This window comes from Duganella sp. FT27W (assembly GCF_009295655.1).
Classification (GTDB): domain Bacteria; phylum Pseudomonadota; class Gammaproteobacteria; order Burkholderiales; family Burkholderiaceae_D; genus Rugamonas; species Rugamonas zoogloeoides.
Genome location: NZ_WHIV01000005.1, coordinates 539,654 through 557,998, shown reverse-complemented (window position 1 = coordinate 557,998; position 18,345 = coordinate 539,654). Strand labels below are relative to the sequence as shown.

The 18,345-nt window shown below is 62.6% G+C and carries 17 protein-coding genes; 11 read left to right on the top strand and 6 right to left on the bottom strand.

The annotated features are described in order from the left end of the window. Window positions 1-4 precede the first annotated feature (4 nt). The 4 genes from F8197_RS24360 to F8197_RS24345 all read left to right on the top strand — a co-directional run bounded on the left by F8197_RS24360 (window position 5) and on the right by F8197_RS24345 (window position 3,522). On the top strand, window positions 5-1,051 hold the full coding sequence (locus F8197_RS24360; RefSeq protein WP_152884223.1) for a CDP-6-deoxy-delta-3,4-glucoseen reductase: 1,047 nt from the start codon (window positions 5-7) through the stop codon (window positions 1,049-1,051). Window positions 1,052-1,112: 61 nt separating this feature from the next. Next, complete coding sequence (locus F8197_RS24355; RefSeq protein WP_152884221.1) at window positions 1,113-2,363, top strand: MFS transporter; 1,251 nt, start codon at window positions 1,113-1,115, stop codon at window positions 2,361-2,363. A 10-nt stretch (window positions 2,364-2,373) separates the two neighbouring features. Then, window positions 2,374-3,033, top strand: a complete 660-nt coding sequence (locus F8197_RS24350; RefSeq protein ID WP_373996967.1) for a DUF1345 domain-containing protein — start codon at window positions 2,374-2,376, stop codon at window positions 3,031-3,033. A 111-nt stretch (window positions 3,034-3,144) separates the two neighbouring features. Beyond that, a complete protein-coding gene (locus F8197_RS24345) occupies window positions 3,145-3,522 on the top strand; it encodes an HPF/RaiA family ribosome-associated protein (protein ID WP_056137377.1) in 378 nt (125 codons plus the stop codon). Between the two features lie 27 nt (window positions 3,523-3,549). Here the strand turns inward: F8197_RS24345 and F8197_RS24340 are convergent, their stop codons facing one another. After that, complete coding sequence (locus F8197_RS24340; RefSeq protein WP_152884219.1) at window positions 3,550-4,329, bottom strand: helical backbone metal receptor; 780 nt, start codon at window positions 4,327-4,329, stop codon at window positions 3,550-3,552. Between the two features lie 163 nt (window positions 4,330-4,492). Here F8197_RS24340 and F8197_RS24335 point away from each other — a divergent pair, with 163 nt between their 5' ends. Beyond that, window positions 4,493-5,482, top strand: a complete 990-nt coding sequence (locus F8197_RS24335) for a GGDEF domain-containing protein (RefSeq protein ID WP_152884217.1) — start codon at window positions 4,493-4,495, stop codon at window positions 5,480-5,482. On the opposite strand, the gene F8197_RS24330 is transcribed toward F8197_RS24335, so the two are convergent. Then, window positions 5,479-6,183, bottom strand: a complete 705-nt coding sequence (locus F8197_RS24330; protein WP_152884215.1) for a DUF5610 domain-containing protein — start codon at window positions 6,181-6,183, stop codon at window positions 5,479-5,481. The two genes, F8197_RS24335 and F8197_RS24330, sit on opposite strands and share 4 nt — an antisense overlap. A gap of 79 nt (window positions 6,184-6,262) precedes the next feature. On the opposite strand from F8197_RS24330, the gene sbcB reads away from it, so the two are divergent. Continuing rightward, on the top strand, window positions 6,263-7,705 hold the full coding sequence (gene sbcB / locus F8197_RS24325) for an exodeoxyribonuclease I (RefSeq protein ID WP_152884214.1): 1,443 nt from the start codon (window positions 6,263-6,265) through the stop codon (window positions 7,703-7,705). Between the two features lie 27 nt (window positions 7,706-7,732). Here sbcB and pyrF read toward each other — a convergent pair whose 3' ends face one another. Next, complete coding sequence (gene pyrF / locus F8197_RS24320) at window positions 7,733-8,551, bottom strand: orotidine-5'-phosphate decarboxylase (RefSeq protein ID WP_373996966.1); 819 nt, start codon at window positions 8,549-8,551, stop codon at window positions 7,733-7,735. 111 nt (window positions 8,552-8,662) lie between these two features. On the opposite strand from pyrF, the gene F8197_RS24315 reads away from it, so the two are divergent. The 3 genes from F8197_RS24315 to F8197_RS24305 all read left to right on the top strand — a co-directional run bounded on the left by F8197_RS24315 (window position 8,663) and on the right by F8197_RS24305 (window position 11,029). After that, on the top strand, window positions 8,663-9,424 hold the full coding sequence (locus F8197_RS24315; RefSeq protein WP_152884212.1) for an SDR family NAD(P)-dependent oxidoreductase: 762 nt from the start codon (window positions 8,663-8,665) through the stop codon (window positions 9,422-9,424). 323 nt (window positions 9,425-9,747) lie between these two features. Further along, window positions 9,748-10,140, top strand: a complete 393-nt coding sequence (locus F8197_RS24310; protein ID WP_019921674.1) for a VanZ family protein — start codon at window positions 9,748-9,750, stop codon at window positions 10,138-10,140. Window positions 10,141-10,480: 340 nt separating this feature from the next. Then, window positions 10,481-11,029, top strand: a complete 549-nt coding sequence (locus tag F8197_RS24305) for a hypothetical protein (protein WP_152884210.1) — start codon at window positions 10,481-10,483, stop codon at window positions 11,027-11,029. A gap of 12 nt (window positions 11,030-11,041) precedes the next feature. Here F8197_RS24305 and F8197_RS24300 read toward each other — a convergent pair whose 3' ends face one another. Further along, window positions 11,042-11,953: a TraB/GumN family protein gene (locus F8197_RS24300; RefSeq protein WP_227012391.1), complete on the bottom strand. Its 912-nt coding sequence runs from the start codon at window positions 11,951-11,953 to the stop codon at window positions 11,042-11,044. Between the two features lie 269 nt (window positions 11,954-12,222). Between F8197_RS24300 and F8197_RS24295 the strand changes: the two genes are divergently transcribed. After that, window positions 12,223-13,233 carry an LLM class flavin-dependent oxidoreductase gene (locus F8197_RS24295; protein WP_152884208.1) on the top strand — a complete coding sequence of 337 codons (1,011 nt, stop codon included), beginning with the start codon at window positions 12,223-12,225 and terminating at the stop codon, window positions 13,231-13,233. A gap of 159 nt (window positions 13,234-13,392) precedes the next feature. Continuing rightward, on the top strand, window positions 13,393-14,541 hold the full coding sequence (locus F8197_RS24290) for an MFS transporter (RefSeq protein WP_152884628.1): 1,149 nt from the start codon (window positions 13,393-13,395) through the stop codon (window positions 14,539-14,541). Between the two features lie 100 nt (window positions 14,542-14,641). Here F8197_RS24290 and F8197_RS24285 read toward each other — a convergent pair whose 3' ends face one another. After that, on the bottom strand, window positions 14,642-16,456 hold the full coding sequence (locus F8197_RS24285; RefSeq protein ID WP_152884206.1) for a family 43 glycosylhydrolase: 1,815 nt from the start codon (window positions 16,454-16,456) through the stop codon (window positions 14,642-14,644). A gap of 153 nt (window positions 16,457-16,609) precedes the next feature. Beyond that, a complete protein-coding gene (locus F8197_RS24280) occupies window positions 16,610-18,241 on the bottom strand; it encodes a M28 family peptidase (protein WP_152884204.1) in 1,632 nt (543 codons plus the stop codon). Window positions 18,242-18,345 lie beyond the last annotated feature (104 nt).

Below are 18,345 nucleotides of genomic sequence, written 5' to 3'. Positions count from 1 at the left end.
TTGTATGACGTTTCAAATTACTGTACAGCCTAGCGGCCACCAATTCCACTGCGACGAGGATGAAACCATCCTCGCGGCTGCCATCCGCGCCGGCGTGGGACTGCCCTACGGTTGCAAAAACGGCGCTTGCAGCTCCTGCAAGGGCAAGATAGTCTCGGGTACCGTTACCCACAAGGCACACCAGGAACGGGCGCTGAGCCTGGACGAAGAAGCGGCCGGCTTCGCGCTGTTCTGTTGCGCCACCACCGCCGGCGACCTGGTGATCGAGGCCCGCGAAGTGGCTGGCAGCGCCGAATATCCGATCCGCAAGATGCCGTCGCGCGTATCCACGCTCGACAAAGTCGCGCCGGACGTGATCGTGATGACCTTGCAACTGCCGGCCAACGAAACGCTCAAGTTCCGCGCCGGCCAGTACATCGAATTCCTGCTGCGCGACGGCAAGCGCCGCAGCTACAGCATCGCCACCGCGCCGGGTGCGGACCAGCCGCTCACGCTGCACATTCGCCACCTGCCCGGCGGGCTGTTTACCGACCAGGTATTTACCACCATGAAGGAGCGCGACATCCTGCGCTTCGAAGGCCCGATGGGCACTTTCTTCGTGCGCGACGACAGCGACAAGCCGATGGTGCTGCTGGCCTCCGGCACCGGCTTTGCGCCGATCAAGGCCATTGTCGAACACCTGCGCGCCGAAGGCTCCACCCGCCCGATGACCTTGTACTGGGGCGGCCGCCGGCCGCAAGACCTGTACATGGACGCGCTGTGCCGCCAGTGGGAAGCGATCCTGCCCAACTTCACTTATGTGCCGGTAATCTCGAATGCCCTGCCGGAGGACAGCTGGACCGGGCGCACGGGCTTCGTGCACCAGGCCGTGGTGAACGACCTGCCCGACCTGTCGGGCCACCAGGTGTACGCGTGCGGCGCGCCGTTGATGGTCGAGGCGGCGCTGCGCGACTTCGTGGCCCGGTGCGGCCTGCCCGAGGACGAGTTCTACGCGGACGCCTTCACCACCGAGGCCGATCTGCACCAACCAGGTTTGATCCAGCAACCGTAATCGCATCCACCAGCAGGGCCCGGGATGCAGAGTCCCGAGGCTCTGCTCCCTGAAAGCCTTCATGTCCGACAGTCCCGCCATCTCCAACGGTTTCAGCGTCCTGCGCCACCGTAACTTCACCTTTTACCTGTTTGCCCGCACGCTCGGCACCCTGGCCGTGCAAATGCAGAACGTTGCCATCGGCTGGCAAGTCTATTCGATGACCGGCAACCTGTTCGACCTGGGCCTGATCGGCCTGGCGCAGTTTGCGCCGTTCCTGCTGCTGATCCTGATCGCCGGCCACGCCGCCGATCGCTACAACCGCCGCAACCTGATCGCCCTCGCGCTGGCCGCGCAACTGCTGTGCGGCCTGTCGCTGCTGGCCTTTACCTATGCGGGCCTGACGCAGGTGTGGCCGGTGTTCGCGGTACTGGTGCTGTTCGGCAGCGCGCGCGCCTTCATGGGGCCGGCCACACAAGCGATCCTGGTCAACCTGGTACCGCCCGAGAGCTTCGCCAAGGCGGTGGCGCTCAGTTCTTCCAGCATGCACGTGGCCGTGATCCTGGGCCCTACCCTGGGCGGCCTGTTCTACCTGGCCGGTCCGAAAACCGTTTATATGGTTTCCTCGAGCATGCTGGTGATCTCGGTGATCCTGATGTGCCTGGTCAAGTCGGTCAAGCAGCCGAGCAACCGCGCGCCAGCCACCTGGCACACGGTGCTTGAAGGCTTGCGTTTCGTGCGTTCACGGCCGGTGGTGCTGGGCGCCATTTCGCTCGACCTCTTTGCGGTGCTGTTCGGCGGCGCCACTGCGCTGCTGCCGGCGCTGGCGCACGACGTGCTGCACGTGGGTCCGCAGGGACTGGGCATGCTGCGCACCGCGCCCGGCATCGGCGCGGCGCTGTGTTCGATCGCGCTGGCGTTCTTCCCGATCACGCGCCGCGTGGGCGCCTGGATGTTCGGCGGCGTGGCGATCTTCGGCGTGGGCACGCTGGTGCTGGGCGCCACGTCCACTTTCTTGGTAGCGCTCGTCGCCCTGTTCCTGATGGGCATGGGCGACATGGTGAGCGTGTACGTGCGCCACCTGCTGGTACAGTACGAAACCCCGGACGAAATCCGGGGCCGGGTCAGCGCTGTCAACTCGGTATTCATCGGCGCCTCCAACGAACTCGGTGAATTCGAATCGGGCGTGACTGCCGGCTGGATGGGCCTCACGCGCGCGGTGCTGTTCGGCGGCGCGGCGACCCTGGTGGTGACCGGCCTGTGGGCATACCTGTTCCCCGTGCTCTCGCGCATGGACCGCTTCCCGCACGACCAGAAGAAGGTGACCAAATGAAGGTGAACAAGTGAGCTGGCGCCCCACGCTGCCGCGCATCATCCACAGCCGGCCGCACCTGAGCCTGGCGGTAGCGGTCGGTGCGCTGGTGTGGCCCTTCCTGCCGGAAGACTGGCACTGGCTCACGCGCGTGCTCACGGCGTGGGACGTGGCGGTGTGGCTGTACCTGGTGACGATGGTGTCGATGATGCTGCGCGCCGACCACCACGACATCCGCCGCGCCGCCAGCCGCCAGGACGAAAAAGGCCCGGTGATCCTGGCCACGCTATCGGTGGCGATCCTGATTTCGCTGGCCGCCATCGTGCTGCAACTGGCGTCGCTGAAAAGCCATCCCGACGACCTGCCGCTGCAATACACATTCGTGGCGCTGACCGTGATCGGCTCGTGGCTGATGACGGGCGTGATGTTCTGCTCGCACTATGCCCACCTGTATTACACCAACCAGGAGACCGAGCCGCTGCTGGGCTTCCCGGACCAGCACCTGCAACCGAACTACTGGGACTTCCTGTACTTCTCGTTCACGATCTCGGTGGCGGTGCAGACGTCGGACGTGACCGTACGCAGCCGGCGCATGCGCAAGGTGGTGCTGGGCCAATCGGTGCTGTGCTTCTTCTACAACCTGGCCATCCTCGGCCTGTCGATCAACATCGCGGCGTCGTTGATCAACTGAGCTTATCAACTGCCGCGTATGGTTGTTATCGAAGGTGGGGTATTTAACGCGAACCTAAGCATAAAAGGAGTAATATGATTTCGCAGCCAACAAAAAGACAGGAGCAATCGTATGCAAATCAATGTTAATTCCGATAAGACCGTCGCCGTTCATGCAGGCCTCCACGACCATGTACGCACCGTCGTCAGCGATTCACTCCACCGTTTCGGCGAACAGATCACCAGCGTCGAAGTTCACCTCAGCGACAACCTGGGCCAGAAGTCGGCCGACGGCGACAACCGCTGCCTGATGGAAGCACGCATCACCGGCTACAAGCCGATTGCCGTCAGCGACCATAGCGCCACCCTGCACCAGGCCATCGGCGGCGCCTCCGCCAAGCTCAAGCGCGCCATCGACAGCGCCCTGGGCCGTCTGCAAGACAAGGACAAGCACCAATCCGCCAAGGATGCCGTGCCAGCCGAAGACGACGTCGAAGAAGACATCAAGTAATATCACTGCGCAGGCAGCGGCCCGGCATCACTCCCGGGCCAGTTGCCGCAAGTAGCGCAACCCCGGCAGCGCCCGACTGCCATACCAAGACAACATTTCCCCATCGACCAGCAGCACCGGCTTGCCGATCTGCTGCTCGAGCGCATGCACATGCGCTTCGGTGAACCGGTACGGTTCGCTCGACAACAATACCCCATCGATCCCCTGCACCAGCTCCGGCGACCAGCGGAACTGCGGATAACGCACATCGCCCAGGTCCGGCACTTGCCAGCCGATTTCGGCCAGCATGCGGGCAATATAGGTGTCGGGCGAAATCGTCATCCACGGGTCTTGCCAGATCACGTACAACATGGTTTGCGGCGGGCCTTTCGGGCTGGCCTGCAGCGCCGCGTATTCGGCCTCGAAGTCGGCGCACCAGCGCGCGGCCGCTTCCTCGCGGCAGAACACGCCGCCCAGCAGGCGCGCCAGCGCCAGGTTGTCCTGCGGTCCCAGCGGATGGGTGACGATGATGTTGGGAATGAACTCGGCCAGCAGGTCGGCCGTCTCTTCCTCGTTTTCGTCGATATTGACCACCAGGTGGGTGGGCGCAAGCTGGCGGATCTTCTCGATATTGACGTCCTTGGTGCCGCCCACCTTGGGAATGTCGCGCACCAGGTCGGCCGGATGGATGCAGAAGCCGGTGCGCCCCACCAGTTGCGGCGCCAGGCCCAGGTCGCACAGCAGCTCGGTAATCGACGGCACCAGCGAGACGATGCGGGCGTTGGGATCGGCCTGGTGCTGGGTGCCGATGGCATCGGTGTAAACCATGCAAACTCCTCAATGTTTCAGTGTTGAATAGACTACATCATGCAACAACTACCTGTGTAAAATTTACACCAGTTTCAGGCCCTGGCGTGACCGCCCGCCTGCCTTTGGGCTATCATGAGAAATGCTTGCCAGCACTCATCGCTGCGCCATTGAAAGAACCACCTTGAAACAGATTAGTACCTTCGGCAAGTCTGGCTACCGGCCCGGCAACTTGCAACTCCTGCGCGACGCCAATGACGATGCAACCGTCACCAAGTTGCTGGCCAACTGTCCCGTCATGCGCCTGGAAGCAGGCAAGGCCATCCCCGAATCGAACCAAGCGCAGCTTTACATTGTATTGCGTGGCGTGCTTGCGGTGGAAACCGACAGCAACACCGGCGTGGCCGACGGCAATGGCAGCGTCAGCAAGGTGTTGCCCGGCGAGAGCCTCGGCGAACAGTCGGTGCTGGACGAGGAGGCCAACCTGTCGCGCATCACGGCGCTGGAAGACAGCGAGATCCTGGTGATCGAAGCGGACCTGGTATGGAAACTGATCGACCGGTCGAACGTGGTGGCGCGTAACCTGCTGCGCCTGCTGTCGTTCCGCATCCGCGCCGCCAACGCCCAGCTGCGTACGCGTCAGAAACTTGGCGAGTTCTACCGCCGGTTGTCGATGAACGATGGCTTGACCGGGCTGTACAACAGGGCCTGGCTCAACGACCTGCTCCCGAAGCTGGCGGCGACGGCGCACAACTCGGGGGCGCCGCTGGCGCTGATCATGATCGACCTCGACCACTTCAAACGCTTCAACGACACCCACGGCCACCTGGCTGGCGACCAGGCGCTGCGCACCGCTGCGCAAGTATTGAGCGGCGCCCTGCGGCCGACCGATTTCGCCGTGCGCTACGGCGGCGAGGAAATGATGGTGCTGCTGCCCGACACCAACGGCAAGATGGCGGTGGCGGTGGCCGAACGGCTGTGCGAACGCATGCAGCAGGCGGTCGTGTTTGCCGACATGCGCCAGCCGATGCCGCACATCACAGCCTCGTTCGGCGTAGCCACGCTGCGGCCGCAGCAAAGCGAGCAGGATCTGATTGCCAGCGCGGATGCCGCGCTCTACCGTGCCAAGGAACTGGGCCGTAACCAGGTAATGCAGGAAGCGCTTACCGATTAAACCTTGGGTGGATCGATCTGGAAGCCGCTGTCGTTGTCGGCGGCCTTGGGCGTGGTGGTAATGGCAGCGCTGGCGTTGCCGGTGGCCGTGGCGCTGGCAGCGTTCTCGGCTGGCGGCGGCGCCTTCTGGGCAGCGACAAAGTCGGCAAAACCTTGCTGGATCAAATCGTAGGTCTTGTCGATATTGGACGACAGATCGCCGCTCAGCACCTTGAAGCCCTCGAGGATGCTGCGCGCTTCCTTGAAGCCCTGCTCCACGCCCTTCTTGATGGTATCCATGAAGTTATTGAGCGAGGTCTCGTCGTCCTGGCCCGGGTTTTGCCGCTTGTACGCTTCGTAAAAACCGGTGGACAGCGATACAATGCGGTTCGCGGTAGCCTCGGGCGAGTTGTCCTGCGACGACGCGTTCTGGATTGCATCCTTGCCGAAGTCGGCTTCGAGCGCCTCGTTGATGCCGGTCAATGCGGTCTTGAATACCACCGACATCGGATCGTTCCCCGATTTGAGCGACACCGTGAGCGACGCTTCCACGATCGATGCATTAAGCTGTGCTTTTGCCTTGGCCGCCGGCGACATGTCCGCCGCTTTGTCAGTGGATGCGGTCGCCGCGGTGGCAGCCGTATTGGCCTTGAGCGGACTGATGCTACTGCTGCTACTGCTGCTACTGCTGCTGCCTGGAGTAATAGAGACTGGAGTAGCCATGATAGTGCCCCCTGTAGATGCCTGAATACCGATTATCGGCAGTTTTACCAATAACTGTAGCCCCCCTGAATACGCCTCCATGACCACACAGACTTTCCTTTGGCACGACTATGAAACTTTCGGCGCCATGGCGCGCCGCGATCGCCCGGCGCAATTCGCCGCGATCCGCACCGACGCCGAGCTCAACGAGATTGGCGATCCGATCATGCTGTATTGCCAGCCCGCCAACGATTTCTTGCCTGATCCGCAATCATGCCTGATCACCGGCATCACGCCGCAGCAGTGCCTGGAATGGGGCGTGCCCGAGCACCAGTTCGCCCGCACCATCGAACAGGCGTTTTCGGAACCCGGCACCATCGGCGTCGGCTACAACACCATCCGCTTCGATGACGAGATCACCCGCTTCATGTTCTGGCGCAACCTGATCGACCCGTACGCGCGCGAATGGCAAAACGGCTGCGGCCGCTGGGACTTGCTCGACGTGGTGCGCATGACCTATGCGCTGCGCCCGGAAGGCATCGAGTGGCCGGTCAAGGAAGATGGCAAACCCAGCTTCAAGCTCGAACACCTGGCCAAGGCCAACGGTTTGCTGCACGAAGCGGCGCACGATGCGCTGTCCGACGTGCGCGCCACCATCGCGCTGGCGCGCCTGATCCGCCAGCACCAGCCCAAGCTGTTCGATTTCTGCTTCGCGCTGCACAAGAAAGACCGCGTGGCCGACGAGATCGGCATGCACCTGGCGCCGCAACTGCGCGCGCCGTTCCTGCACGTGTCCGGCATGTTCCCGGCCGAGCGCGGCTGCCTGGCGCTGGTCTGGCCGCTGGCCACGCACCCGACCAACAAGAACGAAGTGATCGTCTGGGATTGCACCTACGATCCGACCGAACTGTTCACGCTCAATGCCGACACCATCCGCACCCGCATCTTCAGCCGCGCCGACGCCCTGCCCGAGGGTATCACGCGGCTGCCGGTCAAGAGCATCCATTTAAACAAGTCGCCGATGCTGGTGGCGAATTTGAAGACCTTGTCGCCGGCCATGGCCGCGCGCTGGGGCATCGATCTCGAACAGAGCAAGGCCCACGCCGCAATCGCCGCCGCCGGCCGCAACCTCGACGCCGAATGGGCGCAAGTATTCCACCGCCCGCCGGGCGAACCGCTCGACGTGGACGAAGATTTGTACAATGGTTTTGTCAGCCGCGACGACCGCCGCTTGCTCGATACCCTGCGCAAGGAAAGCCCGGCGCGGCTGGCCGTGGCGTCACCGTCGTTCGGCGACGCGCGCCTGGCCGAGCTGGTATTCCGTTACCGCGCGCGCAACTACCCGGAGACCTTGTCGGAAACCGAAATGGAGCACTGGGAACAGCATCGTGCGGCGAAGTTTTACGAAGGTACCGGCGGCGCCCGCACCATCGACCAGTTCTTCGGCGAGATCGATCACCTGCAGCAAGATGCCGATGAGCGGGCCGAGCAGATCCTGGCGGATTTGTATGAATACGCGGAAATGGTGGCGCCGGCGCATTGAGCACCAGCGTCACCGTTACCGGGAAAATCAGCGATACAGGTTAATCGCGTCGCGCGTCTCCAGCGCAACCCGGCGGGCGGCACTGGCAAAGTCTTCGCCCGCCTGCGGCGCCGCGTACAGGATCGCCCGCGACGAATTGATCATCATGCCAGCGCCAGCAGCTGTCTTGCCCGACTGTACGGTCGCGGCGATGTCGCCGCCCTGGGCGCCGATACCTGGCACCAGCAGCGGCATGTCGCCCACGATGGCGCGCACCTGCGCCAGCTCTTCCGGATAAGTAGCACCCACCACCAGCGCGCATTGGCCATTGCTGTTCCACTTCTCCGCCACCAGGCGCGCCACGTGCTGGTACAGCGGCTGGCCGCCGACGTCGAGGAATTGCAGGTCCGAGCCGCCCGCGTTCGAGGTGCGGCACAGGATGATCACGCCCCGGTCGCGCCACTCCATGTACGGCTCGACCGAATCGGCACCCATGTACGGATTGACGGTCACCGCATCGGCGCCGTAGCGGTCGTAGGCTTCACGTGCGTACTGGCGCGCGGTGGCGCCGATGTCGCCGCGCTTGGCGTCGAGGATCAGCGGAATGTGCGGATATTGTTCGCGCACGTAGGCGCAGATTTTTTCGAGCTGGTCTTCCGCCGACAGTGCGGCAAAATATGCGATCTGCGGCTTGAACGAGCACGCCAGGTCGGCGGTGGCGTCGATGATCTCGCGGCAAAAGTGATAGATGCCTTGCGGGTCGTTCTGGAACTGCGCCGGCAGCTTGGCCATGTCGGGATCGAGGCCCACGCACAGCAGCGACTCGTTGCTGGTCCACGCGGCGGACAGTTTGTTGATGAAATTCACGGCGCATCCTTGTAGTCTGTTGCAAACCCTCTATTGTAACGCGGCCGCAGTTACGTCCTTGAGCTCCGCTGTTAAAATTTGCCCCGTCATCCCCCTATTGAAAGCTCTGCCATGAAATTATCCGGAAAAGTCGCCATCGTCACCGGCGCCACCCAGGGCATCGGCCTGGCCTGCGCCCAGCGCCTGGTTGCCGAAGGCGCCAAGGTCATGCTGGTGGACATCAAGCCCGACGGCGAGCAAGCCGCAGCCGCGCTCGGCGCCGCCGCCCGCTTCTTCGCTGCCGACGTCAGCCAGAAGGTGGACGTGGACGCCATGGTGGCCGACACCCTGGCCGCGTTCGGCCGCATCGACATCCTGATCAACAATGCCGGCGTGACGCACGCTGCCGACTTCCTCGACGTGACCGAGGACGACTTCGACCGCGTGCTGCGCATCAACCTGAAATCGATGTTCCTGTGCGGCCAGGCCGTGGCGCGCGAGATGGTCAAGCAGCAAAGCGGCGTCATCATCAATATGTCGAGCGTGAACGCCGAGCTGGCAATTCCCAACCAGGTGCCGTACGTGGTGTCGAAAGGCGCGATCAACCAGCTGACCAAGGTGATGTCGCTCAACCTGATTCCATACGGCATTCGCGTCAACGCCATCGGCCCCGGCACCATCCTGACCGAGCTGGCCAAGCAGGCGGTCATGTCCAGCCCGGAAGCACGCCACACGATTTTGTCGCGCACGCCGATGGGCCGCTGCGGCGAGCCGGAAGAAGTCGCGTCAATCGCAGCGTTCCTGGCCAGCGACGATTCAAGCTATATGACGGGGCAAACCCTGTACGTGGACGGCGGCCGAATGGCCCTCAATTACACGGTGCCGGTGAAATAACTGCGACAGAAAATGAAGTTATGCGCAAGCCTGATGTCTGGTATCTAAAACATCAATTAGACACATATCTAGCGGAAGCCCATAATTACACCTGTCTCCACTATTCTCCTCCAAGAAAATAGTTTTAAGCCCGCTTTCACCAGCGGGCTTTTTTTTGCCCGCGATTTATCTTTCTTGTGGATTGTCATAACCGCGTCATATTGACGGCCTATACTCGATTCATCTTGAGTACATGCAACCGATAGGCATGACTGAAGAAAGGTGCACCGGCAGCCCCGGTGCACCACTCCCCAATTCCTGCTGTGCGTGGTAAGGTTTGCTTTATGATCAAGCAAATTTTTCTTTCTTCCTCGCACGCACGCCTGCGTTACTGGACTGCCATCCTCCTCTTCCTGATGATACTGGTGCTGGGTTCCCTGCCCGGCGCCCGGCAGGAAATCGGCCAGGTGGCGTCCGGTGTCCTGCTGCACTCCATTGCCTACGCCGGACTGACCTTCCTGTTGTTTACCGGTAGCACTGGCACGTTAGTGCAGCGCGCCGTCAAATCCGTGTTGACGATTGCCGCCATGGGCGCCCTGGACGAATACGTACAAAGTTTCTTCCCGTATCGCCACGGCGCCGTCTCCGACTGGCTGGTCGATTGCAGCGCTGCCGTGCTGGCCACTTTGGTCATGTGCGTTTTGTGGTCCCGGTATCGCATCCAGTCGTCAGACTGACTTCACCGCCGGGGCCGCTGCCGCTGGCCCGCGCCACGTCATGCCGCATTTGAGCAAGCTGCTCGACCTGGGCCACGCGTACCAGGCTGTGCAATGCGTGCGTCATCAAGTGCTTGCAACGGGGATCTTGCCGCTCCCCGCAGGTTGAAACTATTAACTCTTCGATAATGGTATCTGTCACGCGTGTCAACATATCGATGTCCTTTAAAAGTGATACCGGACAATTATTGCCTGTGGGTAGCATGTTTCAATTGATGTACATCAAGCGACGAAGCGTGGGCGTGAACGAAATATGGAGGTTCGACTCTGACCTGTTTTGATTATTTCAACGGAGGCAGATATGAACCGTGCAACATTCGGCAAACAGAGCAAATGGGCAGCAATGCTGGGGGTGCTGGTCATCGTGGGACTGGCGGGGTGCGCGTCGGATTCAATCGACAGCAATAGCGGCTATACCTCGAGCGGCAGCAGTGGTTCGGGAACCGCTGCCACGGGCACCGGTCCCGGCGGCGGTGGCGGTGTGCCGGCTGCAGGCACTGCAGGGGCCGGTACCAGCAGCTCGGGAAGTACGGACAGTTCCGGCATGAGCAGCACGAGCACCTATGGCTCGAGCACCAGCGGCAGCATGGGCAGCAGCACGGCCCAAGCCACGTATGGCGTGGTGCAAGCTATCGATGCCATGCCGAGAGACATGGCCGGCTCCACGGGAGTCGGCGTGAGCGGTGCGGCGGTCACCGGCGGCACCATGAACACCACCAGCGAATCACCATACCGCATCACCGTGCGTATGGACGACGGTACCAGCCAGAGCATCGTGGTCGATACCATGCCGCCATACAAGATCGGCGACCGCGTGCGCTACAGTAGCGGCGTACTAAGTGCTTACTAACGCGGCAAGCGCCTAATACAGCTGCTCGACCTGGTAGCCGCGACGCTTGAGCAATTGCGGCAGGCCGTCATCGCCGATCAGGTGCAGCAAGCCCACGCCCACGAAGGCTACCTGGTCCTGCTGCATGATGCGCTCGATATTGGCCGCCATTTCCGGATTGCGCTTGCCCAATAAAACCCGCTGCATGAACTCGGCGCCTATCGAATTGCCGCTGGTGGCGGTGCGCCAGGCGGCCTGGATGCCCGGAATGTCGGCAGCGTTCCACGCCTCGATCAGCGCCAGCGATTTTTTCATGGCCGTACCGCTTTCCAGGTCGGCCAGGCTTTCCACCAGGTACTGCTCCTGCTGGCGCGCGTTCAGCGTGTCGAACAAGCCCAGCTGGTATTCGGCGCTTTCCAGCTGGCGCACGGCCTTGTCCTGCTCCTGAGCGGCCGCCAGCAGCGCATATTCCACCGCCTGGGCGCGCTTGAAGCCGCGGGCATCGAGTTCCACGCCCACCAGCAGGTTGGCGATCAGCCATGGCTTGAATTGCTGCACTGACTGCAAGGACATGCCAGCCTTGGCCAGCGCTGGCGCCAGCTTTTGCAAGGTTTCCGGCTGCAAGTGGTTTTGCACCTTGTCGCCAGCCGGGTAGCGGCCGTGCAGCGCCATGGCTTTCTGGAACGAGGCGTTTTCACGGATATCGAGCTCGATCACCAGCGCCCGGGAATTTTGCAGCGCGCGCGACGCTTCCGCATCGAGCGGATAAAAGCCGTCCTTGCCCACGTGGATGGTGCCGAACAAATAGCTGGTCTTGCCGTCCAAAGTGACTTTGTATAATTGCCCACGGCGCGGCAAACTCGCTTCGCTTAGTCCGGCAGCCTGCGCCACCTGGCCCAACAGCGCAGCAACAAATGCAAACAAGACAATCATTTTGACAGGCATGCGAATTCCCGACGATGACAGGGGATGCCATCGAAATAACATTAATTGGTGGAGTTTGGAGGATTGCGGCGGCCTGCCGTCCTGTTTCCCATAGTAAATCAGGAAAACGCCGGGGAAAAACTATTTGTGACTTTAAGCGAGCTAAGCGTCTGATTTAATACACTTTAATAACAGGTCGATAAGAGTATCGTTAATTTACGCTGCTCCAATAACCACACCGAGTGCGGGGGCTAGGTTGAAACTGTCGGTTACGGCCCGATATGCCTTCCATGATCCCATTTTCCATCCTCGACCTTTCGCCGATCGCCGAAGGCAGCAACGCTTCCGCATCGTTCCGCAATACCCTCGATCTCGCCCAGCACGGCGAGCGCTGGGGTTTCCAGCGCTACTGGCTGGCTGAGCACCACGGCATGCCCGGCATTGCCAGTGCGGCCACGGCCGTCTTGCTGGGACACGTGGCGGGCGGCACGTCCACCATCCGGGTGGGCGCCGGCGGCATCATGCTGCCCAACCATTCGCCGCTGGTCATCGCCGAACAGTTCGGCACGCTCGAGGCGCTGTACCCGGGTCGGATCGACCTGGGCCTGGGCCGTGCGCCCGGCTCCGACCAGGTTACGGCACGCGCCCTGCGCCGTAACCTCGAGTCCGACTCCGACGCCTTCCCGCAAGACGTGCTGGAACTGCAAGATTACATGAGCGACACCCCACGCCAGCGCGTGCTGGCCGTGCCCGGCAAGGGTGCCAAGGTGCCGATGTGGATACTCGGTTCGAGCACGTTCGGCGCGCAACTGGCAGCCCACCTGGGCTTGCCGTTTGCGTTTGCCTCGCACTTCGCGCCGTCGATGATGCAGCAAGCCATTGCCCTGTACCGTAGCAACTTCCAGCCGTCGGCGCAGCTCGACAAGCCGTACGTGATGCTGGGCTTTAATGTTTTCGCGGCCGATACCGACGAGGAAGCGCACTTCCGCGCGACGTCGATGCAGCAGGCGTTCGTCAACCTGCGCACCGGCAACCCCGGCAAGCTGCAACCGCCACGGGCCGGCTACCTGGAATCGCTGGGCATATCCGAGCGCACCATGCTCGACTCGGTGCTGTCGTGCACAGCCATTGGCGCGCCGGACACGGTCCGCCAGCGCCTGCAGGAATTCATCGCCCGCACCGGCGCCGACGAACTGATGATTACCTCGCAGATCTTCGACCACCAGCATCGCTTGCGGTCGTACGAGATCACGGCAGAAGTCCGCCAGTCCATACAACGCTCGGAAGCCGGATTCGTTTAAGCGAATTCAAAAACCTGCTGCGCGACCCGCTACGGCTTTTGAGTTCGCTTGAAAGCTGCCGCCAGCAGCAAACACCGGCTCACTGTAAAATTGCCGCCTTTTCAAAAGAGGAGCAATCCCGTGAGCCAGTCCCACGCCCAGCAAGAACTTACTCCCGGCATGGTCTGGTTGTTTGCCGTTGCGACCGGCTTAATCGTCGCCAACCTGTATTACGCCCAAACCCTCATCGGCCCCATCAGCCGCGCCACCGGCCTCGATCCCGGCGCGGCCGGCCTGATCGTCACCCTCACCCAGCTCGGCTATTGCCTCGGCCTGCTGTTCATCGTGCCGCTCGGCGACCTGGTAGAAAACCGCCGCCTGATTTTCATCTCGCTGGTGGTCTGCGCGCTGGCCCTGGTGGCTGCCGCCGTGGCCGCCAATCCGCTGGTATTCCTGGCCGCTGCTCTGTGCATCGGCCTCGGTTCCGTTGCCGCGCAAATCATTGTGCCGTTTGCCGCCCACCTGGCGCGCCCCGAGGAACGGGGCCAGACCGTGGGCAAGGTCGTCAGTGGCCTGCTGATGGGCATCATGCTGGCACGCCCGGTCGCCAGCCTGGTGGCCGACGCGTTCAACTGGCACGCGATCTTCGTGCTGTCGGCGGTCGTGACCATCGCCCTCGCCTTTTTGCTGCGCGCGCGTCTGCCGCAACGCCAGCCCGAAGGCGGCATGCATTATTTCCAGCTGCTGGGATCGATGTGGCACTTGCTCAAGACCACGCCGGTGCTGCGCCGCCGCGCTGCCTACCAGGCCTGCATGTTCGGCGCCTTCAGCCTGTTCTGGACTTGCGTGTCGCTGGAATTGACAGGGCCGAATTTCGGCATCAGCCAGACCGGCGTGGCGATCTTCGCGCTGGCCGGGGTGGCCGGCGCCATCGCCTCGCCGATTGCCGGCCGCCGCGCCGACCAGGGCAAGAGCCGCTCGACCACGCTGATCGCCCTGCTGCTCGGTGCGTTGGCTTTCACGGCGCCGCTGCTGGTCGATGCCGGCCGCATCGCCAACCTGGCAATCCTCGTGTGCTGTTCGATCGTGCTCGATGCCGGCGTCTCGGCCAGCCTGGTCACCGGCCAGCGCGCGATCTTCTCACTGCCAGCCGACGTGCGCAGCCGCCTGAACGGCCTGTACATGGCGCTGTTCTTCATGGGCGGCGCCATCGGATCGTCGCTGGGCGGCTGGATGTTCGCCCACCACGGCTGGCACGGCGTGCTGCTGACCGGACTGGTCTTCCCGCTGGTCGGGCTGGCGGTGTTCACCACCGAGCCGCGCAAGTAGCCAAGACAGTCGCCTGCGGCCTGCTGCCGTGGCAGCGTGCGCCGGCCCTGCCGCCGAGGCGCGCAAGCAGCGCCTCATTCCCTGCCGGGACAGGTTCTTGCTACGGCTTGAGGTTGATATACACCGGCGCATCGCGGTCGGTGGTCAACCAGCCATCGACCAGCTTCAGTTCCGTCACCTGCATCGAACTGCGCTTGTTGTCCGGCACGCCCGGATGGACGAAGTAGAACAGGTAGGCGCGGTCGTCGCTGATCACCACTTCCGGGTGGTGGCCGCCGTTCTGGTCGTCGGCGCCCTTGCCCGGCTTGTCGAGCAGGCTGTGCGGCTGGCGGCTCCAGGTTTGCGCGTCGTCCGAGCGGTAGGCGCCCAAACCTTCGTTGCCGAGCAAGTCGGTCAGCAGCCAGTACTTCCCTTTCCACAGGAACGGCAACGGCGCCTCGCCCCGGTCGCGCGGCAGTTGCGCCGTGCCCTTGTCGGTCCAGCCATATAAATCCTTGCTGTCGGCGTAGTAGATCGACTTGCCGGTAGGCTCGTTGTTGTACCACATGCGCCAGGTGCCATCTTTCAGCCGCAGCACGCCGGCATCGATCACGCGGTCGCTCGAGAGCTTGAGCGTGCTTTCATACTTCCACTGCTTGAGATTGGCGCTGGTAAGGTGGACGATGGCGCGCGGATGCTTCCAGTCCTCGAACACTCCCGGCACCACGGTCAGGTACATATGGTAGGTGTTCTCGTGCTTGAGCACGGCTGGCGCCCAGTAGGTGGCCGTACCGCTGGTATTCGGAATCTCTTTCGGGAAATCGACCGTGCCGCGATAGGTCCAGGCGCGGCCGTCGAGCGACTCGGCCACGCCGATCGGCGTGCCATGCACCCAGCTCACGCTCGACAACCCCGGCACATTGGCGCGGCGGTTGGTATAAAACATTTTCCACTTTTTCTCGGCGTCGTCGTAGATGATGGACGGATCGGCCGCACCATCGAACACGGGGTCGCGGAACAACGGTTTCGGCGCCGGGATCTGCATGCTGGCGTCGGCGCCATAAGCGAGTTCCGTCATCAGGATCGAGCGCCGGTGGTCGCCGCCGCCCGGCAGCACCTTGTCGTGGTAAAACAGCAGCGACTTGCCATCGCGCTCGAGTATCGCGTGGTGATTGGTGGAGATTTGCAGGAAGTCGATCAGCACGCCGCGATACGTGAACGGCCCCAGCGGCGAAGCGCCGGTGGCATAGACGATTTGCCCGGGCCAGCCGGTCGAGAACGAGAAATAATACGTGCCGTTGTACTGGTGCAGGAACGGCGCTTCGCCATAGCCGGTCTTGGCCGGGAAGTTGTTGACCGCGACGTTCTTGATGCCGCCCACGGTGGCCTTGAGGTCGGCCGACAGTTGCACCACTTTCGGCACGCGGGTGCCGAAGTACAGGAACACGCGGCCATCCTTGTCGCGGAACACGGCCGGATCGATCGGTTCGTCGCCGGCATTGACATCGCGCGGCGTTTCCACCAGCGGTTTGCCGATCAGATCGACGAACGGGCCGAGCGGATTATCGGCCACGGCGATGCCGATCTGCTTGCCGCCGACGGGCGCGAAAAAGTAATACTTGCCCTGGTGTTCGAACGCTTCGGGCGCCCAGGCCTTGGCATCGGCGCTGGCCCATTTGAAGATATTGGCCGGCAGAATGGGCCCGTGATCTTTCCAGTTGGCGAGGTTGCTGGACGTGAGCACGCGCCACGACGTGGAATCCCAGTATTTGCCCGAGTTGTTCTGGTCGTCGGTGGCGTACACGACGTATTGGCCGGCAAAGTAATGGGGCGACGGGTCGGCGCTGAAGTTGTTGGTCAACAGTGTTTGCGCGCTGGCGGTCGATGCCAAAGCAGCCGCCAGGGACAGCGCCAGGCCGGCAAATACAGCGTTCATAGGATCTCCATTGTGGTGTTATGGAGGCTATGGTAGGACTGAGAGTTGGTATGGTGCTATGAATTTATTGGCGGCAGCTATATCAAAAAAAGCACAAAAAAACGCCCGGGGATACCGGGCGCTCGGTTGTCATTCAGGTGATCAATCTATTGATTATTTCGCGTTGCGTGGCTTGGCAAATGCATCGCCCGCCTTCCACTCCGGCAGTTTCGGATTGTTGGCGATGATGCGGCCCAGGTTCAGCGTGTACTGCGCCGTCTGCACCATGCCCGACAGATCCCAGCTGGCATCGTATTCGTCGCTGGCCTGGTGGTAGCGCTTGCCGTAAGCCTTGGCCTTTTCTTTGGATCCGGCAGGGTCCTTGATGTACTCGTTGCCCGAATCGATAGAGAACGCCGGTACGCCATTCTTGGCAAAGCTGAAGTGGTCGCTGCGGAAGTAGCCGCCGGCCAGGTCCGGTTCGGCCTTGGCGATATGCATGCCCATGGCTTTGGCGGCCGTCTCGGCCATCTTGCCCAGCTCGGTGCGTTCGCTGCCCTGGGTGCCGATGTCGCGCGTGGCGCCCACGAAATTCAGGCTGTCGAGGTTGAGGTTGGCGGCGGTTTTCGCCAGCGGCCACAACGGCGACGACGCGTAGGCCGCACTGCCCAGCAAGCCCTGCTCTTCGGCTGCCACCCACAGGAACATCTGGCTGCGCTTGGCCGGTGCACGTTTGGCTTCCTGCGCCATCGCCAGCAATGCTGCCGAGCCCGAGGCGTTGTCCACCGCGCCATTGAAGATGGTGTCGCCGCTCTCGCCTTGCTTGCCCAGGTGGTCGTAGTGGGCGCTGTAAATCACCACTTCGTCCTTGAGCCTGGGGTCGGTACCGGGCACCACGGCGGCGATATTGAATTGTTCGACCTTGCGCACGGCCGCCTTCATTTCGCCGTTCACCTTGGCTGCCAATGGCACCGGTTTGAAGTCGGCGCGCTCGGCCGCAGCGCGCAGCGTGTCGAGGTCCTGGCCGGCGGCCTTGAACAGGGCGCGCGCAGTGTCGTCGGTCATCCAGCCCTGCAAGGCGGTGCCCAGCGTACCGGCGGCCAGCTGGAAGCGCTCCACGCCCGACCAGCTGTTCTGGATCACGCTCCAGCCATACGATGCGGTAGGCGTGGTGTGGATCAGGATCACGCCGGCCGCGCCCTGGCGCTGGGCTTCTTCGAATTTATAGGTCCAGCGGCCGTAGTAGGTCAGGCCCTTACCGTTGAAGCGGTTCGGCTGCTCGGCGGTTGGCTGCGGATCGTTGACCATCGCCACCAGGATCTTGCCCTTCAGGTCCACGCCCTTGAAATCATCCCATTTTTCATCTTCTGCCTTGATGCCGTAGCCCACAAACACCAGCTCGGCGTTCAACTGGTGCACGGCGGTGGCGTCGCCGGGCGCAAACACCCAGTCCTTGCCGAAGGCGGCCGGCAGCGCCTGGCCATTCGCTTCCAGTTTCAACGTGCTCTCGGCAGGCAGGGTCTTGATGCCGGCGATCTGCACCGACTGGCGGAAGCTGTTGCCGTTGCCGGGCGTGAGGCCCAGTGCCTGCGCCTGGGTTTCCAGGTACAGGGCAGCCAGGTCGGCGCCGCGCTGGCCGGTACCGCGACCTTCGAGCAGGTCGTTGGACAGGAACGCGAGGTGGGCGCGCAGCGGCGCTTCCTGCACCAGGGGTGCGTTAGCGGTGCTGGCTGCGTGGGCCGGGAATGCCAGCGCCAGGCTTATGGCCAGGGCGGAGGCAACGAAGGAAGGGGTCATTTTGTGCATGATGTCCTGATGTGTTGGTCGCGGCCCGGTCAAAATTTGCCGCGCGCACATTGTATGACATTTGGTCACACTGCCTGGCGACGCCGGGCGCGCTAAAATGATGG

Bases quoted from the DNA above. Each gene is read 5' to 3' on its own strand.
- F8197_RS24360 (WP_152884223.1), top strand. From the start codon at position 5: ATGACGTTTCAAATTACTGTACAGCCTAGCGGCCACCAATTCCACTGC.
- F8197_RS24355 (WP_152884221.1), top strand. From the start codon at position 1,113: ATGTCCGACAGTCCCGCCATCTCCAACGGTTTCAGCGTCCTGCGCCAC.
- F8197_RS24345 (WP_056137377.1), top strand. From the start codon at position 3,145: ATGCAAATCAATGTTAATTCCGATAAGACCGTCGCCGTTCATGCAGGC.
- F8197_RS24340 (WP_152884219.1), bottom strand. From the start codon at position 4,329: ATGGTTTACACCGATGCCATCGGCACCCAGCACCAGGCCGATCCCAAC.
- F8197_RS24330 (WP_152884215.1), bottom strand. From the start codon at position 6,183: ATGGCTACTCCAGTCTCTATTACTCCAGGCAGCAGCAGTAGCAGCAGT.
- sbcB (WP_152884214.1), top strand. From the start codon at position 6,263: ATGACCACACAGACTTTCCTTTGGCACGACTATGAAACTTTCGGCGCC.
- F8197_RS24315 (WP_152884212.1), top strand. From the start codon at position 8,663: ATGAAATTATCCGGAAAAGTCGCCATCGTCACCGGCGCCACCCAGGGC.
- F8197_RS24310 (WP_019921674.1), top strand. From the start codon at position 9,748: ATGATCAAGCAAATTTTTCTTTCTTCCTCGCACGCACGCCTGCGTTAC.
- F8197_RS24305 (WP_152884210.1), top strand. From the start codon at position 10,481: ATGAACCGTGCAACATTCGGCAAACAGAGCAAATGGGCAGCAATGCTG.
- F8197_RS24300 (WP_227012391.1), bottom strand. From the start codon at position 11,953: ATGCCTGTCAAAATGATTGTCTTGTTTGCATTTGTTGCTGCGCTGTTG.
- F8197_RS24295 (WP_152884208.1), top strand. From the start codon at position 12,223: ATGATCCCATTTTCCATCCTCGACCTTTCGCCGATCGCCGAAGGCAGC.
- F8197_RS24290 (WP_152884628.1), top strand. From the start codon at position 13,393: ATGGTCTGGTTGTTTGCCGTTGCGACCGGCTTAATCGTCGCCAACCTG.
- F8197_RS24285 (WP_152884206.1), bottom strand. From the start codon at position 16,456: ATGAACGCTGTATTTGCCGGCCTGGCGCTGTCCCTGGCGGCTGCTTTG.
- F8197_RS24280 (WP_152884204.1), bottom strand. From the start codon at position 18,241: ATGCACAAAATGACCCCTTCCTTCGTTGCCTCCGCCCTGGCCATAAGC.